General features: G+C 40.0%; 26 protein-coding genes, 1 tRNA gene and 1 pseudogene. 12 read left to right on the forward strand and 16 right to left on the reverse strand.

The window, feature by feature from the left end; all coding sequences use genetic code 11:
* Window positions 1-1,182, forward strand: coding sequence for a tyrosine-type recombinase/integrase (locus LF817_RS11385; protein WP_253935940.1), 1,182 nt, complete (start codon window positions 1-3; stop codon window positions 1,180-1,182).
* 330 nt (window positions 1,183-1,512) lie between these two features.
* On the opposite strand, the gene LF817_RS11390 is transcribed toward LF817_RS11385, so the two are convergent.
* Window positions 1,513-1,585: transfer RNA gene (locus LF817_RS11390), tRNA-Val, on the reverse strand.
* Window positions 1,586-1,823: 238 nt separating this feature from the next.
* Between LF817_RS11390 and LF817_RS11395 the strand changes: the two genes are divergently transcribed.
* From LF817_RS11395 to LF817_RS11410, 4 genes are all read left to right on the forward strand, one after another.
* Window positions 1,824-2,555 (forward strand): alpha/beta hydrolase, encoded by a 732-nt coding sequence (locus tag LF817_RS11395; RefSeq protein WP_253935941.1) that lies wholly within the window; start codon window positions 1,824-1,826, stop codon window positions 2,553-2,555.
* A gap of 15 nt (window positions 2,556-2,570) precedes the next feature.
* Complete coding sequence (locus tag LF817_RS11400) at window positions 2,571-3,083, forward strand: YjcG family protein (RefSeq protein WP_253935942.1); 513 nt, start codon at window positions 2,571-2,573, stop codon at window positions 3,081-3,083.
* Between the two features lie 5 nt (window positions 3,084-3,088).
* Entirely contained in the window at window positions 3,089-3,517 is a 429-nt protein-coding gene (locus LF817_RS11405) for a GNAT family N-acetyltransferase (RefSeq protein ID WP_253935943.1), read from the forward strand.
* Window positions 3,518-3,619: 102 nt separating this feature from the next.
* Complete coding sequence (locus LF817_RS11410; RefSeq protein ID WP_253935944.1) at window positions 3,620-4,306, forward strand: YetF domain-containing protein; 687 nt, start codon at window positions 3,620-3,622, stop codon at window positions 4,304-4,306.
* Here the strand turns inward: LF817_RS11410 and LF817_RS11415 are convergent.
* The 4 genes from LF817_RS11415 to LF817_RS11430 are packed head-to-tail and all read right to left on the reverse strand — an operon-like array spanning window position 4,288 to window position 6,193.
* Window positions 4,288-5,181, reverse strand: coding sequence for an MBL fold metallo-hydrolase (locus LF817_RS11415; RefSeq protein WP_253935945.1), 894 nt, complete (start codon window positions 5,179-5,181; stop codon window positions 4,288-4,290). The two genes, LF817_RS11410 and LF817_RS11415, sit on opposite strands and share 19 nt — an antisense overlap.
* Window positions 5,182-5,205: 24 nt before the next feature.
* Complete coding sequence (locus LF817_RS11420) at window positions 5,206-5,502, reverse strand: hypothetical protein (RefSeq protein WP_253935946.1); 297 nt, start codon at window positions 5,500-5,502, stop codon at window positions 5,206-5,208.
* A gap of 43 nt (window positions 5,503-5,545) precedes the next feature.
* Complete coding sequence (locus tag LF817_RS11425) at window positions 5,546-5,869, reverse strand: DUF1360 domain-containing protein (protein ID WP_253935947.1); 324 nt, start codon at window positions 5,867-5,869, stop codon at window positions 5,546-5,548.
* A 60-nt stretch (window positions 5,870-5,929) separates the two neighbouring features.
* Window positions 5,930-6,193: a hypothetical protein gene (locus LF817_RS11430; RefSeq protein ID WP_253935948.1), complete on the reverse strand. Its 264-nt coding sequence runs from the start codon at window positions 6,191-6,193 to the stop codon at window positions 5,930-5,932.
* Between the two features lie 193 nt (window positions 6,194-6,386).
* Between LF817_RS11430 and LF817_RS11435 the strand changes: the two genes are divergently transcribed.
* Entirely contained in the window at window positions 6,387-6,839 is a 453-nt protein-coding gene (locus LF817_RS11435) for a CotY/CotZ family spore coat protein (RefSeq protein WP_253935949.1), read from the forward strand.
* 43 nt (window positions 6,840-6,882) lie between these two features.
* On the opposite strand, the gene LF817_RS11440 is transcribed toward LF817_RS11435, so the two are convergent.
* From LF817_RS11440 to mgtE, 3 genes are all read right to left on the reverse strand, one after another.
* Window positions 6,883-7,389, reverse strand: a complete 507-nt coding sequence (locus LF817_RS11440; RefSeq protein ID WP_256558286.1) for a CotO family spore coat protein — start codon at window positions 7,387-7,389, stop codon at window positions 6,883-6,885.
* A gap of 184 nt (window positions 7,390-7,573) precedes the next feature.
* The gene (gene fabI, locus LF817_RS11445; protein WP_253935951.1) at window positions 7,574-8,350 is read right to left on the reverse strand and encodes an enoyl-ACP reductase FabI; all 777 of its coding nucleotides are present in this window, start codon (window positions 8,348-8,350) and stop codon (window positions 7,574-7,576) included.
* 92 nt (window positions 8,351-8,442) lie between these two features.
* Window positions 8,443-9,807, reverse strand: a complete 1,365-nt coding sequence (mgtE, locus tag LF817_RS11450; RefSeq protein WP_253935952.1) for a magnesium transporter — start codon at window positions 9,805-9,807, stop codon at window positions 8,443-8,445.
* 143 nt (window positions 9,808-9,950) lie between these two features.
* Here mgtE and LF817_RS11455 point away from each other — a divergent pair, with 143 nt between their 5' ends.
* Window positions 9,951-11,123: an FtsW/RodA/SpoVE family cell cycle protein gene (locus tag LF817_RS11455; RefSeq protein ID WP_253935953.1), complete on the forward strand. Its 1,173-nt coding sequence runs from the start codon at window positions 9,951-9,953 to the stop codon at window positions 11,121-11,123.
* Between the two features lie 75 nt (window positions 11,124-11,198).
* Window positions 11,199-11,939, forward strand: a complete 741-nt coding sequence (gene prpE, locus LF817_RS11460; RefSeq protein ID WP_253935954.1) for a bis(5'-nucleosyl)-tetraphosphatase PrpE — start codon at window positions 11,199-11,201, stop codon at window positions 11,937-11,939.
* 258 nt (window positions 11,940-12,197) lie between these two features.
* Here the strand turns inward: prpE and LF817_RS11465 are convergent, their stop codons facing one another.
* Genes LF817_RS11465 through yjbM form a run of 3 tightly spaced genes read right to left on the reverse strand, consistent with a single transcriptional unit; the run spans window position 12,198 to window position 14,530 of the window.
* Complete coding sequence (locus tag LF817_RS11465; RefSeq protein ID WP_253935955.1) at window positions 12,198-13,103, reverse strand: RluA family pseudouridine synthase; 906 nt, start codon at window positions 13,101-13,103, stop codon at window positions 12,198-12,200.
* Complete coding sequence (locus tag LF817_RS11470) at window positions 13,069-13,875, reverse strand: NAD kinase (protein ID WP_253935956.1); 807 nt, start codon at window positions 13,873-13,875, stop codon at window positions 13,069-13,071. The genes LF817_RS11465 and LF817_RS11470 overlap by 35 nt, the downstream gene beginning before the upstream one ends.
* Window positions 13,876-13,894: 19 nt before the next feature.
* Window positions 13,895-14,530 (reverse strand): GTP diphosphokinase, encoded by a 636-nt coding sequence (gene yjbM, locus LF817_RS11475; RefSeq protein ID WP_253935957.1) that lies wholly within the window; start codon window positions 14,528-14,530, stop codon window positions 13,895-13,897.
* Between the two features lie 171 nt (window positions 14,531-14,701).
* Between yjbM and LF817_RS11480 the strand changes: the two genes are divergently transcribed.
* Genes LF817_RS11480 through LF817_RS11490 form a run of 3 tightly spaced genes read left to right on the forward strand, consistent with a single transcriptional unit; the run spans window position 14,702 to window position 16,623 of the window.
* Window positions 14,702-15,283: a CYTH domain-containing protein gene (locus tag LF817_RS11480; protein WP_253935958.1), complete on the forward strand. Its 582-nt coding sequence runs from the start codon at window positions 14,702-14,704 to the stop codon at window positions 15,281-15,283.
* 54 nt (window positions 15,284-15,337) lie between these two features.
* The gene (locus LF817_RS11485) at window positions 15,338-15,739 is read left to right on the forward strand and encodes a globin domain-containing protein (protein WP_253935959.1); all 402 of its coding nucleotides are present in this window, start codon (window positions 15,338-15,340) and stop codon (window positions 15,737-15,739) included.
* Window positions 15,736-16,623, forward strand: coding sequence for a ClpXP adapter SpxH family protein (locus tag LF817_RS11490; RefSeq protein WP_289216343.1), 888 nt, complete (start codon window positions 15,736-15,738; stop codon window positions 16,621-16,623). Before LF817_RS11485 ends, LF817_RS11490 begins: the two co-directional genes overlap by 4 nt.
* Window positions 16,624-17,041: 418 nt before the next feature.
* On the opposite strand, the pseudogene LF817_RS11495 reads toward LF817_RS11490, so the two are convergent.
* The 4 genes and pseudogenes from LF817_RS11495 to mecA all read right to left on the reverse strand — a co-directional run.
* Window positions 17,042-17,200, reverse strand: a pseudogene (locus LF817_RS11495) (IS4-like element ISHaha1 family transposase); the annotation flags it as partial.
* A gap of 138 nt (window positions 17,201-17,338) precedes the next feature.
* The gene (gene pepF / locus LF817_RS11500; RefSeq protein ID WP_253935960.1) at window positions 17,339-19,144 is read right to left on the reverse strand and encodes an oligoendopeptidase F; all 1,806 of its coding nucleotides are present in this window, start codon (window positions 19,142-19,144) and stop codon (window positions 17,339-17,341) included.
* A gap of 73 nt (window positions 19,145-19,217) precedes the next feature.
* The gene (locus LF817_RS11505; RefSeq protein WP_253935961.1) at window positions 19,218-20,360 is read right to left on the reverse strand and encodes a competence protein CoiA; all 1,143 of its coding nucleotides are present in this window, start codon (window positions 20,358-20,360) and stop codon (window positions 19,218-19,220) included.
* 86 nt (window positions 20,361-20,446) lie between these two features.
* Window positions 20,447-21,148: an adaptor protein MecA gene (gene mecA / locus LF817_RS11510; protein WP_253935962.1), complete on the reverse strand. Its 702-nt coding sequence runs from the start codon at window positions 21,146-21,148 to the stop codon at window positions 20,447-20,449.
* 284 nt (window positions 21,149-21,432) lie between these two features.
* Between mecA and LF817_RS11515 the strand changes: the two genes are divergently transcribed.
* Window positions 21,433-22,095 carry a TerC family protein gene (locus LF817_RS11515; RefSeq protein ID WP_253935963.1) on the forward strand — a complete coding sequence of 221 codons (663 nt, stop codon included), beginning with the start codon at window positions 21,433-21,435 and terminating at the stop codon, window positions 22,093-22,095.
* A gap of 40 nt (window positions 22,096-22,135) precedes the next feature.
* On the opposite strand, the gene spxA is transcribed toward LF817_RS11515, so the two are convergent.
* The gene (gene spxA, locus LF817_RS11520; RefSeq protein ID WP_253935964.1) at window positions 22,136-22,531 is read right to left on the reverse strand and encodes a transcriptional regulator SpxA; all 396 of its coding nucleotides are present in this window, start codon (window positions 22,529-22,531) and stop codon (window positions 22,136-22,138) included.
* Window positions 22,532-22,555: the final 24 nt, after the last annotated feature.

Here is a 22,555-nt window from a genome sequence, read left to right on the forward strand (position 1 = left end):
ATGTCTGGAAGCGTGGAGAATAGAGGAAATGGCTCCTGGAGGTTGACGGTTCGTTTAGGAAAAGACAAGGATAATAAGTATATTCGGAAGCGGAAAACCATTAAGGCAAAGAACATTACAGAAGCTCGCAAACGGTTAGCTGAATTTGTAACAGAAATTGAAGCAGGCGCTTATATCGATCCATCTAAAATGAAGTTTGAAGCCTTTGTATCTGAATGGTGTGATAAGTACGCAAAGAAGCATCTTGCTCCTAAGACATTAGAAAACCACATGTACCCTATTAAGAATTACTTAATTCCACAATTCGGCCACATGCGACTAGACGAAATAAAAACGATCCATATTATTAATTATCTGAATAGCTTAGAGAATGATGGTATGAGAATGGATGATAAAGAAGGCGGTCTATCTGATTCAAGTATCTTGTACCACTATAGAGTATTGAGGAATGTGTTTAGCAGGGCTAAAGAGTGGGGCATCATAAAAAATAACCCTGTGGAGAATGTGAAGCGGCCTAAAGTATCGAAGGAAAAGACAGAAGTTTATACACAAGAGGAAGTGCAGGAATTATTTCATCTGCTCCAGGATCAACCAATACACCAAAGGTTAATTATTAAACTTGCCATTACTACAGGGTTAAGACGTGGAGAATTGCTTGGCCTTCAATGGGAGGACATTGATTTAGATACACGTACTATAGAAGTGAAGCACTCGCTTCAATACTTGAATGGTGAAGGCTTTAACCTTAAGACAACTAAAACAAAGTCCTCTATTCGATCTGTGGTAGTGCCTACATTTATTATTGAAGAATTAAAAAAATATAAGCATCAGAAGAAGAAGGATAAATTAAGAGCTGCTGAATTATGGGAAGGCGGTCAATATGATTATGTATTCTCGTCCGAATTTGGGAAACCTTTGTACCCTACAGTACCAGGGACATGGTGGAGAAGGTTTATCAAGCGTACAGGCTTTAAGTTTATCCGTTTCCACGACCTAAGACATACAGCCGCTACAATTTTAATTAATCAAGGCGTACACGCTAAAGTTATCTCTGAACGATTAGGCCACGCTGATATTAAAACTACAATGAATATATACGGTCAATATGTAAGACAAGCGGATGAAGAAGCGGCTGACAAGCTAAACACTCTTTTCCAGCCACAAGTAAATAAATCAAACTAAGGTTCGCATCAAATTGCGGATCTTTTTTATTTCGCTAATTTCGACTTGATTTCGATTGTATTTCTTATCGAAATGACTTAAGGCTTAATTTAATAGGATTCTTAACGGTATTTCGATATTTCGATATTTGCGGTAACTTCTCTATCGAAATGGTACCAACACAATTTTAAGAGCTTAGGTAAACTTACACTTTTATATGTGTATTTTAAAATTTGTCCCCAGTTTGTCCCCATTCACCCTGTACCACTATTATTAAACCTCATGTACTAGTACAATAGAAAAAGCCGCCAACCCTTGGTATACAAAGGCTAACGACTTTATGACTTTGGATGATTCCGATTGGGCTCGAACCAACGACCTCCACCCTGTCAAGGTGGCGCTCTCCCAGCTGAGCTACGGAATCACGTATGTAAAAGTTTCGTAAAATTGTTTCGAACAAATATTAATATACAACGTGACGAGAATAATGTCAACGAATTTTTTTAAATCTTAAAGGCTATACGATAAAAGAAGGAAAAAGTATAATTGAACCTTCCATTCTACTTTTCTAAACATTATGTGATAAAATAAAGGTAGCACGTTTACAGCCCCTGTCATACGGGAATTTTAGGAGCATGGTTTTGTTGTTAGGAGGCGGCCTGATGGGTAGAAAAGGTCAAATGAAAGACTATACTATTTCAAGTAAATACTTAGACGAAGATATGCAGTTGAAGGTGTACACACCAGAAAATTTCTCCCCCCTTTATAAATACCATTTTTGCATTATGCAGGATGGGAACGATTATTATCAAATGGGGCGAGCTGCGACTTTGAGTGATCAACTCCACTCTGATCACGACATAGAAAATACGATATTCATCGGCATTCATTATAATGACCGGTATGATCGTCAGGATAAATATCACCCGGATGGTAAAAAGCAGGGTGATTACATTAATTTTCTTATTCGAGAAGTGGTCCCTTTCTTAGATGAAGAATTACCGGGATTCAGTATGGGAAGAGGACGGACGCTGGCTGGTGATTCTCTTGCCGGAACATTAGCCTTGATGACCGCTGCAAGATTCCCGAACATCTTTGGGAATGTGATCATGCAGAGCCCTTATGTGGATGCGCACGTCATGGAATACATCCAGTCGATCAAAGATTTCTCATCTCTGACTGTTTATCATACAATAGGAAATGAAGAAACAGATGTTAAGACTACTGATGGGGATCGTAAAGACTTTTTGACCCCGAACTTGGAATTACATGATTACTTAGAAAAACAGTCGCTGTCCTATGTTTTTTATGAGCTGGAGGGCGATCACACGTGGGGATCCTGGCAAAAGGATTTCAAACGTGCACTGCTAACTATATTTGGTAAAGAAGATTAAGGAGGTCATGGAAAAATGAGATACGGAATTGCAGTATTCCCATCAAAAAAAGTACAAGATGAGGCTAACTCTTATCGGAAACGTTATGATCCGCATTACGCTTTGATTCCACCGCATATCACTCTGAAGGAACCGTTTGAAGCTGAGGAAAATCAGATTGAGAAAGAAATCATCCCTGAGCTTAAAAAAATCTCCAGTGGAACGACACCATTTAAAATTAATATTCACAAGGTCAGTTCTTTCACTCCTGTAACGAATACGATTTACTTGAAGGTTGAACGCACAGAAGAAATATTTACTTTAAATGAAAAACTGCACGAAGGGATATTGCCTGATAACAAGGAATACTCTTTTGTTCCGCACATTACGATTGCCCAGAAGCTTTCGGATGAAGAGTACTCAGATGTGTACGGTACACTCAGTATGCTGAAGTTCGATCTAGAAGATAAAGTTGATCGCTTTCAGCTTCTTTACCAACTGGAAAACGGAGCATGGAGCGTGTATGAGACGTTCCGGCTTGGAGAATAACTGAAATGCATGTTGATATTCGGATCGCAGCTAATGATTTAGAGAAGAAGGATGCATTTACTGTTCGGGAAATCGTTTTTGTTGATGAACAGCAAGTATCTATAGAAGATGAACACGATGAACATGATGAGACTGCCACTCACATCATTGGCTATGTGGAGAATGAGCCATTGTTAGCAGCAAGACTTCGCTTTGTAGAAGATTACGGTAAGTTTGAGAGAATTTGCGTAGCAAAATCTCACCGAGGACTGTCTTTGGGTAAACAAATCATCCAGCATATGGAACAAGTGACAAAAGAGGCAGGCTTTCCAAAAGCTAAACTGAATGCGCAGACCCATGCTGTGGGTTTTTATCAAAGTTTAGGTTACGAAGTTGTCTCTTCTGAATTCATGGATGCCGGCATCCCCCATGTAACTATGATTAAACCATTATAATTACGAACACCTGCTTATGGCTAAGCAGGTGTTTTTTGTATAAATTTCTCCTTTCAAGTCTACAATGCTGAGAGACGATGGTTTTTTGGGGAAGGGGATTTTATGGAATACTTACGGATTGCAGTGGAGTCGCTTTTCGGATTCGGGGCCTTATTCATTCTGACAAAGGTTTTAGGAAAAACTCAGATTACACAAATTACTGCCTTTGATTTTATTGCGGCGCTCGTATTAGGGGAATTGGTCGGTAATGCTTTGTATGACAAAGAAGTCGGCATCCCTCAGATTGCTTTTGCCGTATTTCTCTGGGGCATTCTTATCTATATAACGGAAATCGTTACAGAAAAGCTTAAAGGAACCCGCAAGTTCTTAGAAGGTAAGCCTGCAATTATTATCGACCAGGGACGAATCCAGCGAGAAGAATTAAAAAACAACAAATTAGACATTAATCAGCTACAGCACCTGCTCCGTTCAAAAGATGTTTTCTCTATACAGGATGTTCAGTTTGCTGTGCTGGAAACGGATGGCACTATTTCTGTCATGAAAAGATCTCAAGCAGAAACTGTGACACGGGAAGACATGAACCTTCCTCCTCAAAGGGCATCCCTCCCACGAATGCTCGTAAGTGACGGAGAGGTGTTGTGGGACAACCTTAAGGAGCTTGGATATGATAAAAGGTGGCTTGAAGCCGAGCTTCATACGCAAAATTACCAAAGAGTTCAGGATGTTCTCATTGCAGAATATACACCCGGAGAGCAGCTCTTCGTCATGGGTTATGAGCCGGCTGGATAGAAGGTCCACTTGAAATCACTCACTTGATGGGTGATTTTTTTACGTTTAATTAGTCCGACCAGATAAGCAGAAACAGCCGTTCGGTATAACAACCACTGAGAAAGATGGGGAGCATTGACTTTATAGGCTTCACACATAGAAGCTACAATATTTTCATGCGTGACCGGTTGATCAATATAACGGTCCAGCCAAACCAATAATTTTTCATGGTAATCTATATTATCCTGGACAGTTGCCTGAAAATCTTCCTCGTATACTCCATGACCAGGAAGAGCTCCTTTGCAATATATATCTTGTACCACTTTGAGGCTTTGGATTGCAGCCTCGGCATCTGTTATGTATGGAATCTTATGTTTGTTCAGTTGCTCTGAGCTGAAATAAGCATCCGCTGCGAATAAAATATTATAAGCAAGTATACAGAGCTGATGGTAGCTGTGGCCCGGAACAGCAATCGCTCTGAGTCGTAACGTACCTGCTTTCAATTCTCCCTGTTGTACTTCAGTGTCTACTTGCATGGCAGGCCCCTGTAAAAATTTATTTTGTAATTCTGGAAGAGGGTCATTCCCCGCAAATAAATAAAGAGGTTCAAGTTTTGGATTCTGCAGAATGGCAGCTTCAAATTCGGGCGCAAACGTATGGATGTTGTAATTCTTTTGGAGATAGGCGGCCCCTCCATAATGATCTGCATGTGCATGAGTAATAAAAAGATGGGTTAGAGGAAGCTGCTGTCTATGCAGCTCCCTCTCCACCTTTTTCACGGAAGAAGTGTCTATTCCTGTATCGATAAGTAAACCTGTAGTACCATCCGTTACATACCCTATGTTGACCGTACTATTATAATAATAGCAATGTGAGTTGATCTGTATAAGTGACATAAACACTACTCCTAAAATTATATTCTAAATCGTTTCACTGAAACGGCGGCCTTTTCCAGTCACTTCTGAATACACTTGTTGATGCATTTCCGTTGTTTTTTCATTTTTATTATAATGAATCGTTTGTGGAGCATGCAATTTGCCGCGAAGATATTGAGAATCACGTCGATCCTGTTCCCTCGGTTTATAAAAATCTTTCAATTTATGATCCAGGGTAACCTTAAAAACTCGATCCAAAGCAAAAGGATTTCGTGGATCAGGAACTACTCGCTGTTGATAGTCTTGGTACTGGTAGTGGTTCACTGGAAGAATATAGCCCATCTTCTACCTCCTCCTTTTTGTTATTGCATACCCTCTTTCTCAATTAATTATTCCCATATAAGCGATCAGCCCAGGTATATATTAGTGACTGAATACCTGCTAAAGCCATCACAAGTATAAAAAAACCACTATAAGGTACATAAATATGAAGGAAGACGATAAATAAACTCATCCACATTCCTACACACCATTGGCAGCTCAACAGTTCTCCGAAAACCCCTTTAGGTTCAAGCCATTCCTCACCCTCTTTACTCACTACTTGAAAGAATCTCACTCGAAAAGGTTCGAATATGACGTCCTGTACTATGAGACGAGTAAGCCTGAAACAAGCAAATGCCATCAATAACAATTCCATCCAGCTTATCATTGAAGTTCACCCTCTTTTTTCTTCGATAAAAAAGGCCACTACTTTGTAGTGACCTAATTATTAAATCCAGGAAAATCCACCTCGAGAGCTGCTCGATTCATCGTCATGTTTATCTTTTTTATGGCGAGAATTGCTGGATTCATCATCATTAGATCTGTGTCCAAAAAACGGATCGAATCGATCGTGCCCTTTACGATGGTCGTCTTTGTCGTCCCTATGATGATGTTTACGATCTTTATCATCAGAATCGATGAAGACATTATCCGCCTTTATGATAAGGTCTTTAACATAGATTACATTTTTCTCTTTTTTCTTCTCGGACATTCCATTCATCTCCTTATTAATAAGTCATTGTTACTTTATGGGTTTTTCGTCTATTCGGTGTAGTCATACGCCCAGCCATTCGTTAATCCGTGTGAATTTAATAAAACGAGACAAATGCCCACACCCCAAGACTGCGAATACATATTCTATTAAAGACATTACGTCAATACGTATTGAGAGGGGCAAACGAAAAATGAGCTGTGGCAAACATCATGATTCTGGAAATTGTGTTTGTGATATTTTAAAAGAAATTGTTGCTGCGCAGAATGATGTACTTTCTGATTGCAACACGAGCTGTGAACAATCAATCGGAGATTTACTTGGAGACACTGGAGGCTCAGGACGTGACACGGTGCCTGTATTGCTTTATTGCAAAGGCAACTGCAAACCATTTAAAGGCTTTGGAGCGCGTCGTGATTCTATTGAAGATATCAAAGGAAGTTACTACTTCCGTGTCAAAGACGTAGACAAAGATTGCTGTGCAACAATTGAACTGCTTCGCGATCCTCATGACAACGATGCGGATCCAGATTCTCCGGTTAAACAATTTACTAAGAACCTTAAAGCTACTGGCATCTGTATCTCAGTAGACCTTGACTGCTTCTGCCATGTAACTTGTTTACCTGCAATCACTGCACTTTCTTAAGTGTTCAAAAAACCGCGCTGAAGTTGGCGCGGTTTTTCAATGTTTAAAAACCAAGTAATCGTATCGATTGAATATCTTCGAAAGGTATCTTCTCTTCATAGGGCTTCTGAAATGTTTTCATAAGAACTATATTTTCTTCGAATTTTTGAATGTATCCCTTAAAAGCATGGTCTGTCGTTGTCACTTCGCATTTCATCTTTGGAAGTTGACTGGGCAGGTGGACAAAATAGTTCACCTTTTCTTCAAGGCTCATATCTCGGAAACGCTGTCTACGATCCCGTCTTGAGAGCCGCGCTGATTCTGTTTCCTCTTCTACATAATTTTCATCAGGTACTTCTTCCCTCTCTTCAGATTTTGGTTCATGCTCTTTCATTTTCTGTTGATTACGAAGTCTCAGTTCTTTTTCCACTTGAGAGGTGTTGGTTTTAGGTGCAGCTGTTGTATTTGCCCGGAAGCTTGTTTGCATTGAGACCTCAGCAGGAGGCAGATTGGGCTGTGTAATATAAAGTAGCGGTGGTTTTGCGGTTTGTTTTTTATTCGCCACGTTCATCTCTCCTTTTTAATATCATCATCTTATGTATATGCAGGTGATTTTTTTCATGTGCCCATTTTTCAATTTCTTCACTGGAAATTACCGATGCTGTTTGCCATAACTGAACTCAATTAAAATTGGAGTATTTCCCCACAAAAAAAAACGCCCTGATAGGAATCAGAGCGTCTTCTTATTTTTAAAATTAGTAGGCTACTGTGCTGAATCCGGCATCCACATGAATGATTTCTCCGGTTACTCCGCGGGAAAGGTCGCTCATCAAGAAGTAAGCTGTATCTCCTACCTCGTCTTGAGTGATCGGACGACGCAGCGGTGCTTTCTCTTCGATCACTTGATGGATTTTGTTGAAGTCACCGACTCCTTTTGCAGACAGGGTACGAAGTGGACCCGCAGAGATTGCGTTCACTCGTATCGCGTGTTTACCAAGGTCGTTGGCCAAGTAGCGTACGCTTGCATCAAGGCTTGCTTTCGCTACACCCATCACATTGTAATTCTCCACTACTTTTTCACCGCCCAAGTAAGTAAGAGTGACGATACCGCCACCTTCAGACATGATCGGTTGAGCCGCACGTGCGACAGCTGTCAGAGAATATGAACTAATGTTGTGGGCGGTCAAGAACCCGTCACGGCTTGTATTCAAGTATTCACCTTTAAGTTCATCACGGTTGGCGAAGGCGATACAGTGAGCAAGGCCGTGAATTACACCCACATCTTTTTGAATGTGGTCGAATGTTTGAATGATTGCTTCATCATTCGTCACGTCACATTCGTAAAACAATGATTCTGGCCCTTCTAGCGTGTCGGCTAGATCACGGACTGATTTTTCAAAACGTTCGGAAGCATAAGTGAAAATGAGGCGAGCTCCTGCTTTGTTAAGAGATTGGGCTATACCCCAGGCGATACTCCGTTTGTTAGCCACACCCATAACGACATACGTGCGACCTTCTAGTGAAAAATTCATAAATAATCCTCCTCGAGGTAATTTCATAAGTATTATGATTTGTTATTAGTACCTGCTCTTATCTTATTATATCCGTAGTCAAATTACAATTCTTATATAAGAAGCCCCATAAACGCGGTAGCCATACCAAAATAAATCAGAATAGAAATAATATCATTAATCGTTGTAATAAAAGGACCAGAGGCAACTGCCGGATCTATGTTGAAACGATGCATCACTAATGGAACAAGAGAACCGGCTAACGTGGCCACAACTAAAGCAGCCATGATTGATAATCCAACCAATAATCCTAAGTAAATATTTCCTTGCCAAAAGTAAACGATAAGTGTTATAAGGGCACCACAGCTTACTCCTGTAATCAAACCTGTACCTGCTTCTCGGAACACCATTTTCATCTTACCTTGTTTATAAATTTCCCCAGTAGCAATTCCACGCACAGCAACTGCTAGTGCCTGTGTCCCAGTATTCCCGGCCATGCCGGCAATTAGCGGGATAAATATCGCTAAAACAGCTACTTGGTCAAGCGTTGCTTCAAATCTGCCGATCAGGCTCGCTGTGAAGCTCCCAAGGAATAGAAGAATAATTAACCACGGCAGCCTTTTTTTAGCTGAGGTAAAAGCATGATCGTCAGGACTATCCACATCTGATATCGCAGCTAATTTCGAATAGTCATCGCTTGCTTCTTCTTCCATGACATCCATAATATCATCCACGGTAATAATCCCTAAAAGGTGCTGCTGGAAGTCAACGACCGGCAAAGCCAGGAAATCATAGTCTCGCATCATCCGGGCAATCTCTTCCTGGTCTTCACCGACAGATACGGATACGACACGCTCGCTCATGACATCCGATATCATCCAGTCTTCTTCGGAAATAATAAGATCACGCAGAGAGATTACACCGACCAGCTGTTTTTCTTCATCAATAACATAGGTATAATAAATCGTTTCTGCATCTGGCGCTTCTTTCCTCAAATGACCCATCGCTTCTTTAATTGTCATACTTGCCTTTACTACTACAAATTCTGTCGTCATGATCGAACCGGCTGTTTTCTCTTCATAGTGCAGAAGATCTTTTATTTCATCTGCAGCATTATCATCCATAATAGTAAGGAAACTGGCTACTTTGTTTTTGTCGAGTTCATTAAGAATATCAACCGCGTCATCAGTAGACATTTCAGCGAAAACCTGGGCGGCGAAACGAGGATCCATTTCTGTAAAGAAGGGTTCAATCTCATCGTAGTCGATGTGCTCCATGACATCAGCTACTTCTTCAGGAGACAAATAAGTATAGATTTGCAGCCGGACCTCATCTTCTACCGCTTCAAAAATCTTCGCTTGATCGTAGGGGTGCATATCAAGAAACTCTGCTCTAAACTGATCAATCTGTTCATTGAATAAAGCATCCTTTATCATTGCCCATTGATTCATACGTTCCTCATACTCTAGATGGTCCATACTTATCCCTCCAATCCTGTATTTTATTTAATGTAGTGGTATTTCGGAAAAATTTGGATCATACTTAAAAAATAAACCCGAATGTTGTACACTTACAATACTAAGGTAATTTTTAAGTTTGCTCAAATAGAAAGGGACCTTACATGAACGAAAATTCGAACTCCTCACCGATAGACTATACAATCATTCTTATTATCTTATCTTTTGGTATTATCAGCTGTTTCACATTATACACATTAAATCCCGTCCTTGGTGCAGGAGACCAGGGATCATACTTCAAACAAATTTTTTGGTATTCTGTCGGATTTATCGGAGCGGCATCTGCACTGCTCATTGACTATGATAGGCTTCACCAGGTCGTTTGGTTCCTTTACGGTTTAGGAATCATCATGTTATTAATGTTATTTTTCAACTTTCCTCCACAACTTGTACATACATCCGGAGGTGCAACTAGCTGGTTTCGTCTTCCAGGAAATGTAACACTACAGCCCGCCGAATTTATAAAAGTATTTCTAGTCATTGCCCTTGCGCATGTCATAGTAAAACATCAAGAAAATCATCGCTTAAAAACTACTAAATCCGACCTGCTTTTATTAGGGAAGCAATTAGGTTTAGCGCTTCCACCAATGCTTTTCATAGCCATACAACCAGACCTTGGCTCCTTTTTGGTTTTGGTGGCCATCACGGCATTTATGATATTAATATCGGGAATAAAGTGGAAAATTCTTATATCTTTGCTTGGAGGATTTCTCTTAGTAATTGCCAGCATCGTCATGATGTTTGTGATTAACCTCACGTCGGTCACTACTTTTCTGGAAGAATCCGTATTTGCCCACGTGGACTCTCGCTTTTATGGCTGGCTGCAGCCCGAAAAATATGAGCTGGATGCTGGCTTACAACTGATTAAAGCTATTACAGCCATAGGTTCTGGACAACTCTATGGAAAAGGGTTAGGAAACTTTGAAATCTACGTTCAGGAGCGTCACACGGATATGATCTTTACAGCTGTATCAGAGCAGTTCGGTTTTATTGGATCGAGCATTATTGTTTCACTCTTTTTCCTATTGATTTATCGTATGATTCAAATCGCTCTCGAGAGTAATGATTCATTTGGAAGTTATCTGATTGTAGGGATTATTGGAATGATTACGTTCCAGGTATTTCAGAATATCGGGATGTCTGTTCAACTTCTTCCCATCACCGGTATTCCACTGCCCTTCTTGAGTTATGGAGGGAGTTCTACACTAGCTTATTTGCTTGCCATCGGAATAGTTTTGAATGTGAAATCCAGGACACAAACGTACATGTTTGAATAAATTGAAGCAATGGCGGGGAAGCTTACAGAAGTTTCTCTGCCTCTTTTAATGGGGGAAATAGGAGGTTATTCATTAATGAAGATTGATGTAATCGGCGATGTACATGGATGTCTTAAGGAACTTCAGTTACTCTTTTCGAAGCTCGGTTACGAATGGGAAAATGGTCTTCCTATTCACCCTGAAGGAAGGATCCCTATATTTTTAGGGGATATCACCGATAGAGGCCCATCCTCAATTGATACGATCCGACTAGTTTATCAGCTTGTCGTAAAAGAAAAATTGGCTAAATATATTCCTGGCAACCACTGTGACAAGCTATATCGTTTTTTCAAAGGAAACCCCGTCCAGGAAAAACACGGTCTGGAAACCACATCAGCGGAGTATTATGCTTTGCCTAAAGACGAGCAAAATGACATCAAATCAAAATTTCTCGAGCTCGTTGAGACCTCTCCGCTTTATTTGGAAGTACCTGGTGCCAATGCTGTCATAGCTCATGCAGGTATCCGGGAAGAGGACATTGGACGTGACAATAAACAAGTGAAGACATTTGTTCTCTACGGTGATATAACTGGGGACAAGCTGCCGGATGGGCGTCCGGAAAGAAGAGACTGGGCTAAAAGCTATAATGGCAGCTGCTGGGTTGTTTACGGTCACACCCCTGTCTATGAGCCGAGATACGTAAATAAAACAGTCAATATAGACACCGGCTGTGTATTCGGAAATAAGCTGACCGCCTTCCGCCTGCCCGAAGAAAAAACGGTGAGCGTCCCATCTTCTATGCCTTTAGTAGAAGAAAAGTTCAACTACTACTCTTAATTAAAATGATATGTTAAACATCGTAGTTGAGCTTTTATAATAAACTCTCTGCCCTACACATTAGATGGGCTTTTCAAAATCGATTGAATAAGAGCATCCTTAATAACAGCCTAAAGCCGCCAGCCCAGCATACAAAATTCCTGAACCGGTTCTCAATCGAAAGCTATTGTTCTTTATATAAAGCATCACACTAGATGTTTATGTTATTTTCCCAATCAATTACGGTTCCTATAGGAATAAATGGAAAAACAGACTCCTTTATGACCGGGAGTCTGCTTTTAAAATATAATCCCACTCTTTTGGATGACTGCACGTAAATTTCATACATTTACCCGTCCATGGGTGCATTACAGCAAGCTCATGGCAATGCAAGGCTTGCCCTTTCAATCCTTTAAACTCACTTCCATACAGAGAGTCACCAAGTATCGGAGAATTTAGAGACGCCATATGTACCCGTATTTGATGGGTTCGACCTGTAAGAAGTTTACATTTAATTTTACTGCACGAAGAGGTCTTCTCAAGCACTCGGAATTCTGTTATAGCTTTTTTCCCTTCCTCATGAACTTCACGTTGGATAATTGATGAGGGATTCCGCCTGATCGGTTTATCGATCGTACCTTGATCTTCGAGGTTCCTACCCTCTACTAAAGCTGTATATTTCCTGTCCACCCTAAATCCTTCAGCTGTCAACACTGAATGGCTATACGAATGCTTAGCCACAAGAACCAACCCTGAAGTGTCCCGGTCCAACCTGGTAACAATGTGGACAGTGAAAGGTATATCATGCTCATCGTAGTAGTAGAGTATACCTTGGGCTAGTGTGCCCGAGGTATGATCCCTTCCCGGGGACACCGCAATCCCAGGTGGTTTGTTCAAAATGAGAATGTCCTCATCTTCATATATGATAGATAGAGGGACCGGCTCACCAGTCATATGAAGGCCCCTCTCCTCCTCCGGAAAAACGACTGTGAGAAGATCTCCCTGGTTGATCGGATAGTTCAAGTGAGCTTCTCCACCATTTACAAATAATTTTCCGGCCGTTTTGACTTTTTTTAATAACTGTCTGGAGAATTTCAAATCGGAACGCATAAATTCTCGTAAGACACCTTCTTTATGGACCCGGAAAACCTTAGTTAGAGTACTCATCGGATACAAAGGAATCATGGACTCGTTTCCAAAATGGGAAAGGACGGAAACGCGCAAACCTTACCCGTTCTTTAGCAACGCGGCACTGAATCGACTTTACATCTTTATAAGTTCGAGTGATATGATCAATTGTGAATAAAAAACTCTTATCGTTCAAAGGTTTCAACAGGCACGTATGGTGACCAGGCAAAATGAGCGGAGAACCTATTGTACGAAAGACCCGGTTATTGATTGAAGCCATTTCTGCGATTTGAATAGCTTCGAGAGAAGGGTGTAAAATAGCTCCTCCTAACGCTTTATTGTAAGCTGTGCTTCCTGATGGAGTAGATACACAAAGGCCGTCTCCTCTGAACGTCTCAAAATGATCGCCTTTAATTTCTATGTCAAGAACCACCGAACCCTCTGATGTTTTTATTGCGCATTCATTCAGCGCTAAGTATCTATCTTCTCCACCTCCATCTTTAGGACGGATCGTCACCTCTAGTAGAGGATATTCTACAACTTGATAAGGGGTTCGAGCAATTTCTATGATCAGCTTTTCTAATTCATCAGGCGTCCAGTCTGCATAGAACCCTAAATGCCCTGTATGTACACCAATAAAAGCTGTCTTGTCAAGACGGTGGACATACGTATGAAAAGCTTCGAGAAGTGTGCCATCTCCGCCTACAGAAATAGCTAAGTCAGGCTCTTCTTCGTTATACTCTAGTTTGAATTCGGTCAAGTAGTTTTTAATCTTGGAGCGGATTTCGTTTGATTTTTTATCGCCTTTAGAGAGGATCGAGAACTTCATCTCAACTTCATCTCCTTTCTCATTTGTTGGTCTTCTTATCTTGTTCTTCTTTACGATTGAAGACTTTTTGCGCTTCCTGAATTTCATTTTTAATCTTCGACATCTCTTCATCCAGCTGAAAGGCAGCCTCTGCCGCTCTTTTTAATCTTGATCGAACTTCAGCAGGCATTTGTCCGGCATATTTATAATTTAAAGAATGTTCGTTCGTCGCCCAAAAATTCATCGCTAGTGTGCGAATCTGAATCTCAGCCTGGACTAATTTCTCTCCGTGGATTGTTTCCACAGGATAACTTATAATCACATGGAAAGAGCGGTAACCGCTGTCTTTCTTTTCAGTAATATAATCCTTCTGCTCAACAATATCAAAATCATGGCGATTCTTGAGCATGTCTACGACTTCATAAATATCGTCAACAAATTGACAGACTACACGAATACCTGCTATATCCTGGAGTTCTCTTTCGATTTCTTGTAAATTAACCCCTTTTCGCATAGCTTTCTCAATTATACTCGATTTCGGTTTAACGCGTCCTGTCACAAATTCAATAGGCGATTGATCACGCTCATATTCGAACTGCTGTCTCATGCCTTTTAATTTTACCTTTAATTCATCCACCACTTGAGCGTAGGGTGCCATAAATATATCCCAATCCATGCTTTTGAGCACCACCTTTATGTAACCTTTTCCATAGCTTTTTAGAACTCAACTTTTATAATCATTGTATCATATTTCCCAGTTCCCAATAGAAAATAACTCTCTTTAATGGTTAATCTTTGCAATTTAAGACCTAAATAAATCATAATTGATAATAGAGGTGAAGGACAAATGACCCAAGAAATTGAAATCGAATTTAAAAACATATTGACTGAAGAAGAGTTTGTTAAGTTGTATGAGCATTTATCTTTCGATTCTGAGGAACTTATTGAACAGACCAACTATTACTTTGAAACTGAAGACTTCAAATTAAGACAACTAGGGTCCGCTTTACGTATTAGGAGAAAAAAAGATCAATGGACTCTGACATTGAAACAGCCCCATGAGGAAGGTTTACTTGAAACACACGATAACCTTACAGAAGATGAGGTAAACCAATGGATGCTCAACCGTCCGAGATCCACTACTTATGTGCAAAACCAACTACAAGAGGCAGGTATTGACATAGCTGAACTACAGTATATGGGTTCTCTTATGACAAGACGCAAGGAAAAAGAATACAAAGGAACAACTGTAGTTTTGGATCAAAGCTTTTATTTTGAACAAAATGATTATGAACTTGAACTTGAAGCAGCTGAGTACGAATCAGGAAAAAAAGTATTTGAAGAACTATTAGCTGAACAACATATTCCTAAGCGAAAAACAGATAATAAGATTAAACGGTTTTTCAATGCTAAGCCTCAATCAGATTAGTTGCCGAGAGAGTTGACCGTTGCTAAAATGAATAAACAGACAGGAAGGGATTTTATGCAACCTACACCAGGCACTATTTATGAAGCAATTGGAGAAGAAAAATTAAATGAACTCGTCGACCATTTTTATAAATATGTAAGTGAGCATCCGGATCTTATACCAATTTTCCCAGATGATTTGACAGAGACGAGACGTAAACAGAAACAATTTCTCACTCAATTTTTCGGGGGGCCCCCCTTATACATTCAAGAGCATGGACATCCGATGCTGCGAGCACGACATCTTCCTTTTACTATTACTCCGTCACGCAGAGATGCTTGGCTCTTTTGTATGGACCGTGCTCTTACAGATGCTGCAATAGAAGAACCTTATAGAACAGCCATGTTGGACAGATTAACGATGACTGCCAACCATATGATGAATACACCAGAGGATGAGAAAGGAGAATCGATGTGAGTTGGAAAAGCTTAGAAAGCTCAAATGAGCAACAGGGTACGTCGACAGGTTTTTTTGATCTACTCAAAAGACCTATCGAGATGTATGTGTTCATCGACCCACTTTGCCCGGAATGTTGGTCACTTGAACCCATATTAAAAAAGCTTACCATCGAATATGGTCGATTCTTTACCATTCGCCCTATTGTCAGTGGCAATTTGGCATCACTTCAGCAAAGTAATTCCTCAAATTCTGAAAAGCTGAAGAAAGTATGGGATAATACTGGTTCCCGGACTGGTATGTGCTGTGATGGTGATGTTTGGCTGGAGAATCCAATTTCATCACCCTTAGCCACAGCTGTAGCCGTCAAGGCAGCGGAGCTTCAAGGAAAGAAAGCGGGTATGCGCTTTCTACGCAAAGTCCAGGAATATGTTTTTCTTGAAAAAAAAGATATATCCGATGAGAAGGTGCTGATCGAATGTGCTGAAAAAAGTCGTCTGGACGTTAAAGAGTTTGAAAAAGACCTGCACTCGGAATCAGCCAGGAAAGCCCTTCAATGCGATATAAAATTAACTCGCGAAATGGAAGTGGACTCAGCTCCCTCCATCGTCGTCTTTAATGAATCGGAAGAAGAAGCCGGACTGAAAATTACAGGCATTTATTCTTATGAAGTTTACGTGAAAGTGTTGAAGGAAATGCTCCAGAAAGATCCAAAACCTTCAACGAAACCGAGTCTTGAAGACTTCTTAAGCCACTATCGATTCGTTGCCAACAAAGAAATATCAGTCGTATATGACTGGACGGAACAGCAAACGAAAAAAGAAATGAAGAAGCTCGTTCTTAAACAAAAAGCCAGAGAAGTTCCCGTGAAGCACGGGGCATTCTGGGAGTATACCGATATTTGAAAATCCGCCACGGAAAGCTGCTATGTATCGGCTTTCCGTGACGGGTTTTTTAATGTTTTCCGATGAGAAAATTTATCCATTTGGTGCGCTCATAATCTCGTCCTTTTTGAATAAAATATCTACGATATGACTATATGAAAAAGGGAGCCCAGGATTATGAAAGTATGGTTCATCATCTTATATATTGTCGCATTTATAACCATTGGCATCTTCCATCTTTTTGCGCTCATGCGCCTATACCCACTTTATATTACGACGCCTCTGTTAGTTCTATCGATTTATTTCTTCTTCACACTTCTTTTTCATCAAAAAAAATTCCGGGGATTCTCTTGAGTCCCCGGAATTTTAATGGTTCGGTTAAAGACTTGTTGATAAAATTACAGAATCTCCTTTATCAGGAAGACACGAACCCACAACTTTTCAAGTCCTCCTCAGGTTTAACCTGAGTCCAACCTTCTTTTTTACTCCCTAACCAAAATTTCGTCTGGCTTGGAACTCGTGTGATTAAAGACGCTTCCGTTTTGAAGATTTCTCTTATGATGCTTGCCGAATAATATCCTAGATCGCGCAATAGGAGTAAAACACTTTGACTCCCGCGGGAGAAAGAGCTAGGCAAGATTTACCCAACCACCCCTTCATTTCATACGGTAACGAAACCTTCACCTCGGAATCATGTCTTCCTAAAACCTTTCACATTGTTGGATAATTCTCCACACTATTTCAATAGTTCTTCCATTTCATTTAATTTTTGTTCAAAGACGTCCAGTGCTTCGTAAACAGGGTCCTTCGAAGTCATATCTACACCTGCTTGTTTTAAAACTTCGATTGGGTAGTCACTGCTTCCAGCTTCCAGAAAGCTCATATAACGATCGACGGCTGGTTTGCCCTCAGATAAAATTTGCTCAGCTAAAGTTGTGGCAGCTGCATAACCTGTGGAATATTGATAGACATAGTAACCCATATAAAAGTGAGGAATACGTGCCCATTCAAGACCTATTTCTTCATCTATGACGAGTTCTTCTCCAAAATATTTCTTATTGAGATCATAATAAATTTCTGTTAATTTATCAGCTGTCAGCGCTTCACCATTTTGTGCATGCATGTAAATCTCATGCTCAAATTCAGCAAACATCGTTTGACGGAACACAGTGCCTCTGAAGCCTTCTAAAAAATTGTTCAGCAAGTACAGCTTTTCTTTTTTATCGTTTGTCTTCTTCAGCATATAATCGTTCAACAACGCCTCATTACAAGTCGATGCTACTTCAGCAACAAAAATCGAGTAGTTTCCATACCGATAAGGCTGATTTTTGTGTGTATAGTAACTGTGTAATGAATGACCGAGTTCATGAGCTAGGGTGAACAAATTGTTCACATCATCCTGCCAATTCATAAGAATGAAAGGGTTTGTCCCGTAATGCCCAGAAGAATAAGCTCCACTTCGTTTCCCTTTATTTTCTTCTACATCGATCCAGCGGTTGGCAAAGCCTTCTTTAACTACGTCCACATAGTCTTGTCCAAGCGGGGCAAGACCATTGACAACGAGCTCTTGAGCTTCTTCATAGGACACTTCAAGCTCAGCGTCTTGTATCAAGGGGGTGTACATATCATACATATGCAATTCATCAAGCTCTAACACCTTCTTACGCAATTCCACATAACGATGCAATAAAGGTAATCGCTCATTTACAGCGTCAATCAAATTGTCGTAAACTGCTTCCGGAATATTATTTCTGTCAAGAGCAGCTTCTCTTGCTCGTTCATATTTCTTTGCAGAAGCGAAGTAGTTATTCTTTTTCACATTACCACTCAATGTAGAAGCAAATGTATTTTTGAATTGGCCGAATGTATCGTACATAGCTTTAAAAGCTGCTTTCCTGACTTGACGGTTTTCTGACTTCAAGAATCCTACGTATCTTCCATGAGTAAGATCAACCTCTTCCCCTTCTTCATTTGTAATAGAAGGAAACGTCAAATCTGCATTGTTTAACGCACCAAACGTTTGTGAAGGATTCGATGCCACTTCAGAGAACCCGGCAAGCAATCGTTCTTCTTGTTCACTAAGTACATGCTCACGACGTCGGGTTACTTCTTTTAACGCATGTTCATACAATTTCAAATCAGGATTCTCGCTTAAAAACTGATCGATCGTTCCCTCAGGGAGCGCTAAGATTTCTGGAGTGATAAAACTCATGGATGAAGCAACTTTAGTATATAAACTCTCTGCTTTTGCGTTCATTTCCTGATAATAAGAGTTTGTGGTATCCTGGTCATTCCTCATGTGGGCATAAGTAAACAAAAGACCAATTTGGTTTGATATTTTATCCTGCAGCTTTAATAGATTATATAATTGAGCAGCAGACTCACCAAGAGTACCTTTGAACTTTTCAACCTCAGGCACTAAATTCTTTACATCCTCAAATTGTTTATACCATTGTTCATCAGTTTCAAATATGGATTCTAAATCCCACGTTCGCTCTCTTGGTATTTCATCTCTTTTAGGTAATTGCTTTGTCGATGCCATGTATAAAGTCCTCCTCGAAAGTATTTCGTCACACTAAATTATTCTAGATGAAAAGTAGAAATCCTGCCTTTTCCTATAAAATGTTGAATTGCTTTAATTTGCTTACAACCCATCTGTCTTCTGAAATTGCCTCATGTACGTTGTTGTGAAATGAAACTTCTTTTAACTTTATCCACCCTTTATCACTCATCCTAGTTACAATATCAAACTTCTCGAGGACATCCATATATTCCTGTAGTACATTCGGCGATTCTTCATTTACGGTACTTATGGTTTCTATTTCGGTAAATGTAATCACCTCTCCGATTTTCGTATGCCAGAATGAATCCGTAATGAAGCGTGTCTGCCAAATATATGGCTCAACTTTTGCGAGAACCTGTCCTTGTACAGGAAGATAACACAAGCTAGGGATCAGAGAATAGTGTAAACTCTTCAAATACAAAGATTGTCGCCATTGCTTTTCCCGGCTGCTCGCGTGTTTACGATAAATTGTACGGTAGCGGTACAGCACTTGTTCCCACAAAGGGTATAGAGGTTCAGCAGAAGAAACAGAGGGAGTAAATAATTGAGGGAATGAAGATGAATGAAGGCGGTAATTTTTAAATGCAGCGAAGTGTTTAGAAGAGGAATAACTTCCTAATGTGTGTGTTTCAATTATAGCTTTTGCATTTACATCCAAAAAATACATCCGATACTGACCGTGAATTTTATACACTAGAGATTTATGAAGGCCATCCAAAATAAGGTTGAATTCACCTTTTCGTTTCAACTGGTTTTTCCCAAGAATCCACAAAGGGAAAATCCCCTCCTTTCTGAAACCTTCTGTTCTTTTCTGTATAACAGATACTGGAATAGTTGCACATTGCAATTCTACGGCGACCTTTTTGCTATTGACTTCGAACAACAAATCAGGTCTCTGTTGAATCCCAGGTAAAAATTTTTCGACTTCTACATTAAATCCCTGGGAAGACAGCCATTTATAAAGCAGCCATTTACCTGATTCATGATATTCACTTTCACCACGATTTTTGGTTTCACAAGTGCTGGACGGAAAATGCGCAAAGTGAGGGGTCGTGCTGCTTCCAGATTTTACGATGAGGAGTTCCTTACAGGTGGGGCAGTAAAATGAAGATTCTTTTTTTAATTGTTGGAGAACAGAAGCAGGCTCCTGAAATAAAGAAGAGAGCTTTCCATTCTCATTAAATGCATAGAACATAAGTCACCTCCTGTATTCGTAAATTCGACATAACTACGTAAAACCCTTTAATAAACAAAAAAAAGCGCACTACATAAAGTGCGCGCTTACTTATCAGCAGGGAAATGTTCTTTCACTTGCTGAAGTGCCTGCTCAGCAAATATTGATTTTCCATACTCCTGAAGACGATAAATCGTTACAGAAGATTCATGTCCAAATTCCATTAACTGACTAAGAATATTTTCTTGTTCATTATCACTCATATTTTCATCGTTGAACTGAATATATAAATAATAAGCACTTTCAAAATGATACAATGCATCATCAATTAGATTCGCTTTATTATCCATATAGTGACTTAATTGAATGACATCTTCAAAGTCAGTAAAGCGTAAAGTGAAATTAAGCGGAGCTAAATCATCCTCATCGGATTCTTCTTGATCGTTTGTGGATTCTTCTGCATCTGAATTATATTTATCGTCAAGTAGATTATCAAGGTTTTCGTCTACAGGTACATCAATTGATTTACCCTCATCACTAGGGAGTTCGAGCTTTTGACCATCTTGGGAAACCTGCGCTTTAGTAACGATCACTTCTAGCCCTTTGTCCATTGCTTGAACTTGAATCCAAAGCGGACCGTCAGCTTGAAAGTTCTCTTGGTCATTAACTTCATCCATCATTTCCCAAAAAAGCTGTTCGCTGCGTTCGCGGTTATACCATATCTCTTCGCGGTCAAAGCCTAGCTGTTCTACGTCGTGATAGGAAACATAAAATTTAACAGTGTTCTCATTAATGCGTTCGATTTCCATTTCTCTCTCTCCCTTCTATCGATTTGTAGGCGGAAGGGATCGTAAACCCTAAATCGCTTATAAATAACTTACCCTTCAGGTTAAAGCTTTAACCCTCGTGATGCAATAGCGTAAGGATTGATGTACTTCTATTGTATGACAGTAATACGAAAATGGAAAACAAATTGCTTCGAATCAGCGGATAACCAGAAAACAAGCCATAGATCATCTTATTTATTTAAGGTTGGCTTTCCATTCTAGCTTATTTTTTGAAATTTGTCACTACTTGGAGGGGTTGTTTTTTTATGAATTGGGACATGCTTGAGCCTATACTGATCATTATAGGCATCGATATTATTTTAGGTGGAGATAATGCTGTCGTTATAGCACTTGCAAGTAGAAACCTTCCCCCTAAGCAGCGGAATAAGGCTGTTTTAATGGGTACCGGACTAGCAATCGTATCAAGAGTGCTGCTCACGATGGTCGCTTTATACCTTCTACACATTCCTTATCTGCGATTAATTGGCGGAGTACTTCTTATTTACATCGCCATTAAGCTGTTGATTGATAATGAAGACACCGCTTCGATTAAAAGCGGTGACAGCTTATTCAGTGCCATAAAAACCATTGTTTTTGCAGATATTGTCATGGGCTTCGATAATGTGCTGGCCATTGCAGGAGCCTCACACGGAAATATCACTTTAGTGATTTTCGGCTTACTCATATCTGTGCCCATAATCATATGGGGAAGTCGCATCATTTTAAAGCTAATGGAAAGATTCTCTATTTTAGTTTACATCGGAGCAGGGATATTAGCATTTACAGCTGGAGAAATGATACTGGAGGACCCGCACGTATCAGAATTATTTTATCATGTGAATCCAATGCTTACTTTATTTCCATTGATGATGGTCCTTGTAACAATATCTATCGGTTATTTTTATAACAGACAAGCTATTGAAAAATAAAAAAACTGTTCCGATTTTTGGTCGGGACAGTTTTTTAATGTTAATTGACAAGACGCTGGGCTTCCTTAAGCTGGAACGTGCGGACGCTTCTGGGCAGAAAGCGGCGAATCTCGTCTTCGTTGTATCCGACTTGAAGGCGCTTGTCATCAATGATGATTGGGCGTCGCAACAACCCGGGATTTTCTTGAATAAGATCGAAAAGATCTTGCATAGGTAATTGGTCAAAATCAACTTTCAACTTTTGGAATACTTTAGAACGAGTAGAAATGATTTCTTCTGTACCGTCTTCAGTCATTCTCAGAATTTCTTTAATTTCATCAATAGTTAAAGGTTCGGAGAAAATATTCCTTTCAGTATAAGGAATATTATGTTCCTCAAGCCACGCTTTTGCTTTCCGGCAAGATGTACAACTTGGTGAGGTATAAAGTGTTACCATACAGATACTTCACTCCTCGAGATT

This window comes from Halobacillus sp. A1 (genome assembly GCF_024189295.1).
Classification (GTDB): Bacteria; Bacillota; Bacilli; order Bacillales; family Halobacillaceae; genus Halobacillus_A.

Bases quoted from the DNA above. Each gene is read 5' to 3' on its own strand.
- fabI (WP_253935951.1), bottom strand. From the start codon at position 8,350: ATGAATTTTTCACTAGAAGGTCGCACGTATGTCGTTATGGGTGTGGCT.
- LF817_RS11455 (WP_253935953.1), top strand. From the start codon at position 9,951: ATGAACGAAAATTCGAACTCCTCACCGATAGACTATACAATCATTCTT.
- LF817_RS11410 (WP_253935944.1), top strand. From the start codon at position 3,620: ATGGAATACTTACGGATTGCAGTGGAGTCGCTTTTCGGATTCGGGGCC.
- LF817_RS11505 (WP_253935961.1), bottom strand. From the start codon at position 20,360: ATGTTCTATGCATTTAATGAGAATGGAAAGCTCTCTTCTTTATTTCAG.
- LF817_RS11515 (WP_253935963.1), top strand. From the start codon at position 21,433: ATGAATTGGGACATGCTTGAGCCTATACTGATCATTATAGGCATCGAT.
- yjbM (WP_253935957.1), bottom strand. From the start codon at position 14,530: ATGGATTGGGATATATTTATGGCACCCTACGCTCAAGTGGTGGATGAA.
- LF817_RS11430 (WP_253935948.1), bottom strand. From the start codon at position 6,193: ATGTCCGAGAAGAAAAAAGAGAAAAATGTAATCTATGTTAAAGACCTT.
- spxA (WP_253935964.1), bottom strand. From the start codon at position 22,531: ATGGTAACACTTTATACCTCACCAAGTTGTACATCTTGCCGGAAAGCA.
- LF817_RS11385 (WP_253935940.1), top strand. From the start codon at position 1: ATGTCTGGAAGCGTGGAGAATAGAGGAAATGGCTCCTGGAGGTTGACG.
- LF817_RS11420 (WP_253935946.1), bottom strand. From the start codon at position 5,502: ATGGGCTATATTCTTCCAGTGAACCACTACCAGTACCAAGACTATCAA.
- LF817_RS11480 (WP_253935958.1), top strand. From the start codon at position 14,702: ATGACCCAAGAAATTGAAATCGAATTTAAAAACATATTGACTGAAGAA.
- LF817_RS11400 (WP_253935942.1), top strand. From the start codon at position 2,571: ATGAGATACGGAATTGCAGTATTCCCATCAAAAAAAGTACAAGATGAG.
- mecA (WP_253935962.1), bottom strand. From the start codon at position 21,148: ATGGAAATCGAACGCATTAATGAGAACACTGTTAAATTTTATGTTTCC.
- pepF (WP_253935960.1), bottom strand. From the start codon at position 19,144: ATGGCATCGACAAAGCAATTACCTAAAAGAGATGAAATACCAAGAGAG.
- LF817_RS11405 (WP_253935943.1), top strand. From the start codon at position 3,089: ATGCATGTTGATATTCGGATCGCAGCTAATGATTTAGAGAAGAAGGAT.
- prpE (WP_253935954.1), top strand. From the start codon at position 11,199: ATGAAGATTGATGTAATCGGCGATGTACATGGATGTCTTAAGGAACTT.
- LF817_RS11435 (WP_253935949.1), top strand. From the start codon at position 6,387: ATGAGCTGTGGCAAACATCATGATTCTGGAAATTGTGTTTGTGATATT.
- LF817_RS11395 (WP_253935941.1), top strand. From the start codon at position 1,824: ATGGGTAGAAAAGGTCAAATGAAAGACTATACTATTTCAAGTAAATAC.
- LF817_RS11470 (WP_253935956.1), bottom strand. From the start codon at position 13,875: ATGAAGTTCTCGATCCTCTCTAAAGGCGATAAAAAATCAAACGAAATC.
- LF817_RS11465 (WP_253935955.1), bottom strand. From the start codon at position 13,103: ATGATTCCTTTGTATCCGATGAGTACTCTAACTAAGGTTTTCCGGGTC.
- LF817_RS11485 (WP_253935959.1), top strand. From the start codon at position 15,338: ATGCAACCTACACCAGGCACTATTTATGAAGCAATTGGAGAAGAAAAA.
- LF817_RS11425 (WP_253935947.1), bottom strand. From the start codon at position 5,869: ATGATAAGCTGGATGGAATTGTTATTGATGGCATTTGCTTGTTTCAGG.
- LF817_RS11415 (WP_253935945.1), bottom strand. From the start codon at position 5,181: ATGTCACTTATACAGATCAACTCACATTGCTATTATTATAATAGTACG.
- LF817_RS11440 (WP_256558286.1), bottom strand. From the start codon at position 7,389: ATGAACGTGGCGAATAAAAAACAAACCGCAAAACCACCGCTACTTTAT.
- mgtE (WP_253935952.1), bottom strand. From the start codon at position 9,807: ATGGACCATCTAGAGTATGAGGAACGTATGAATCAATGGGCAATGATA.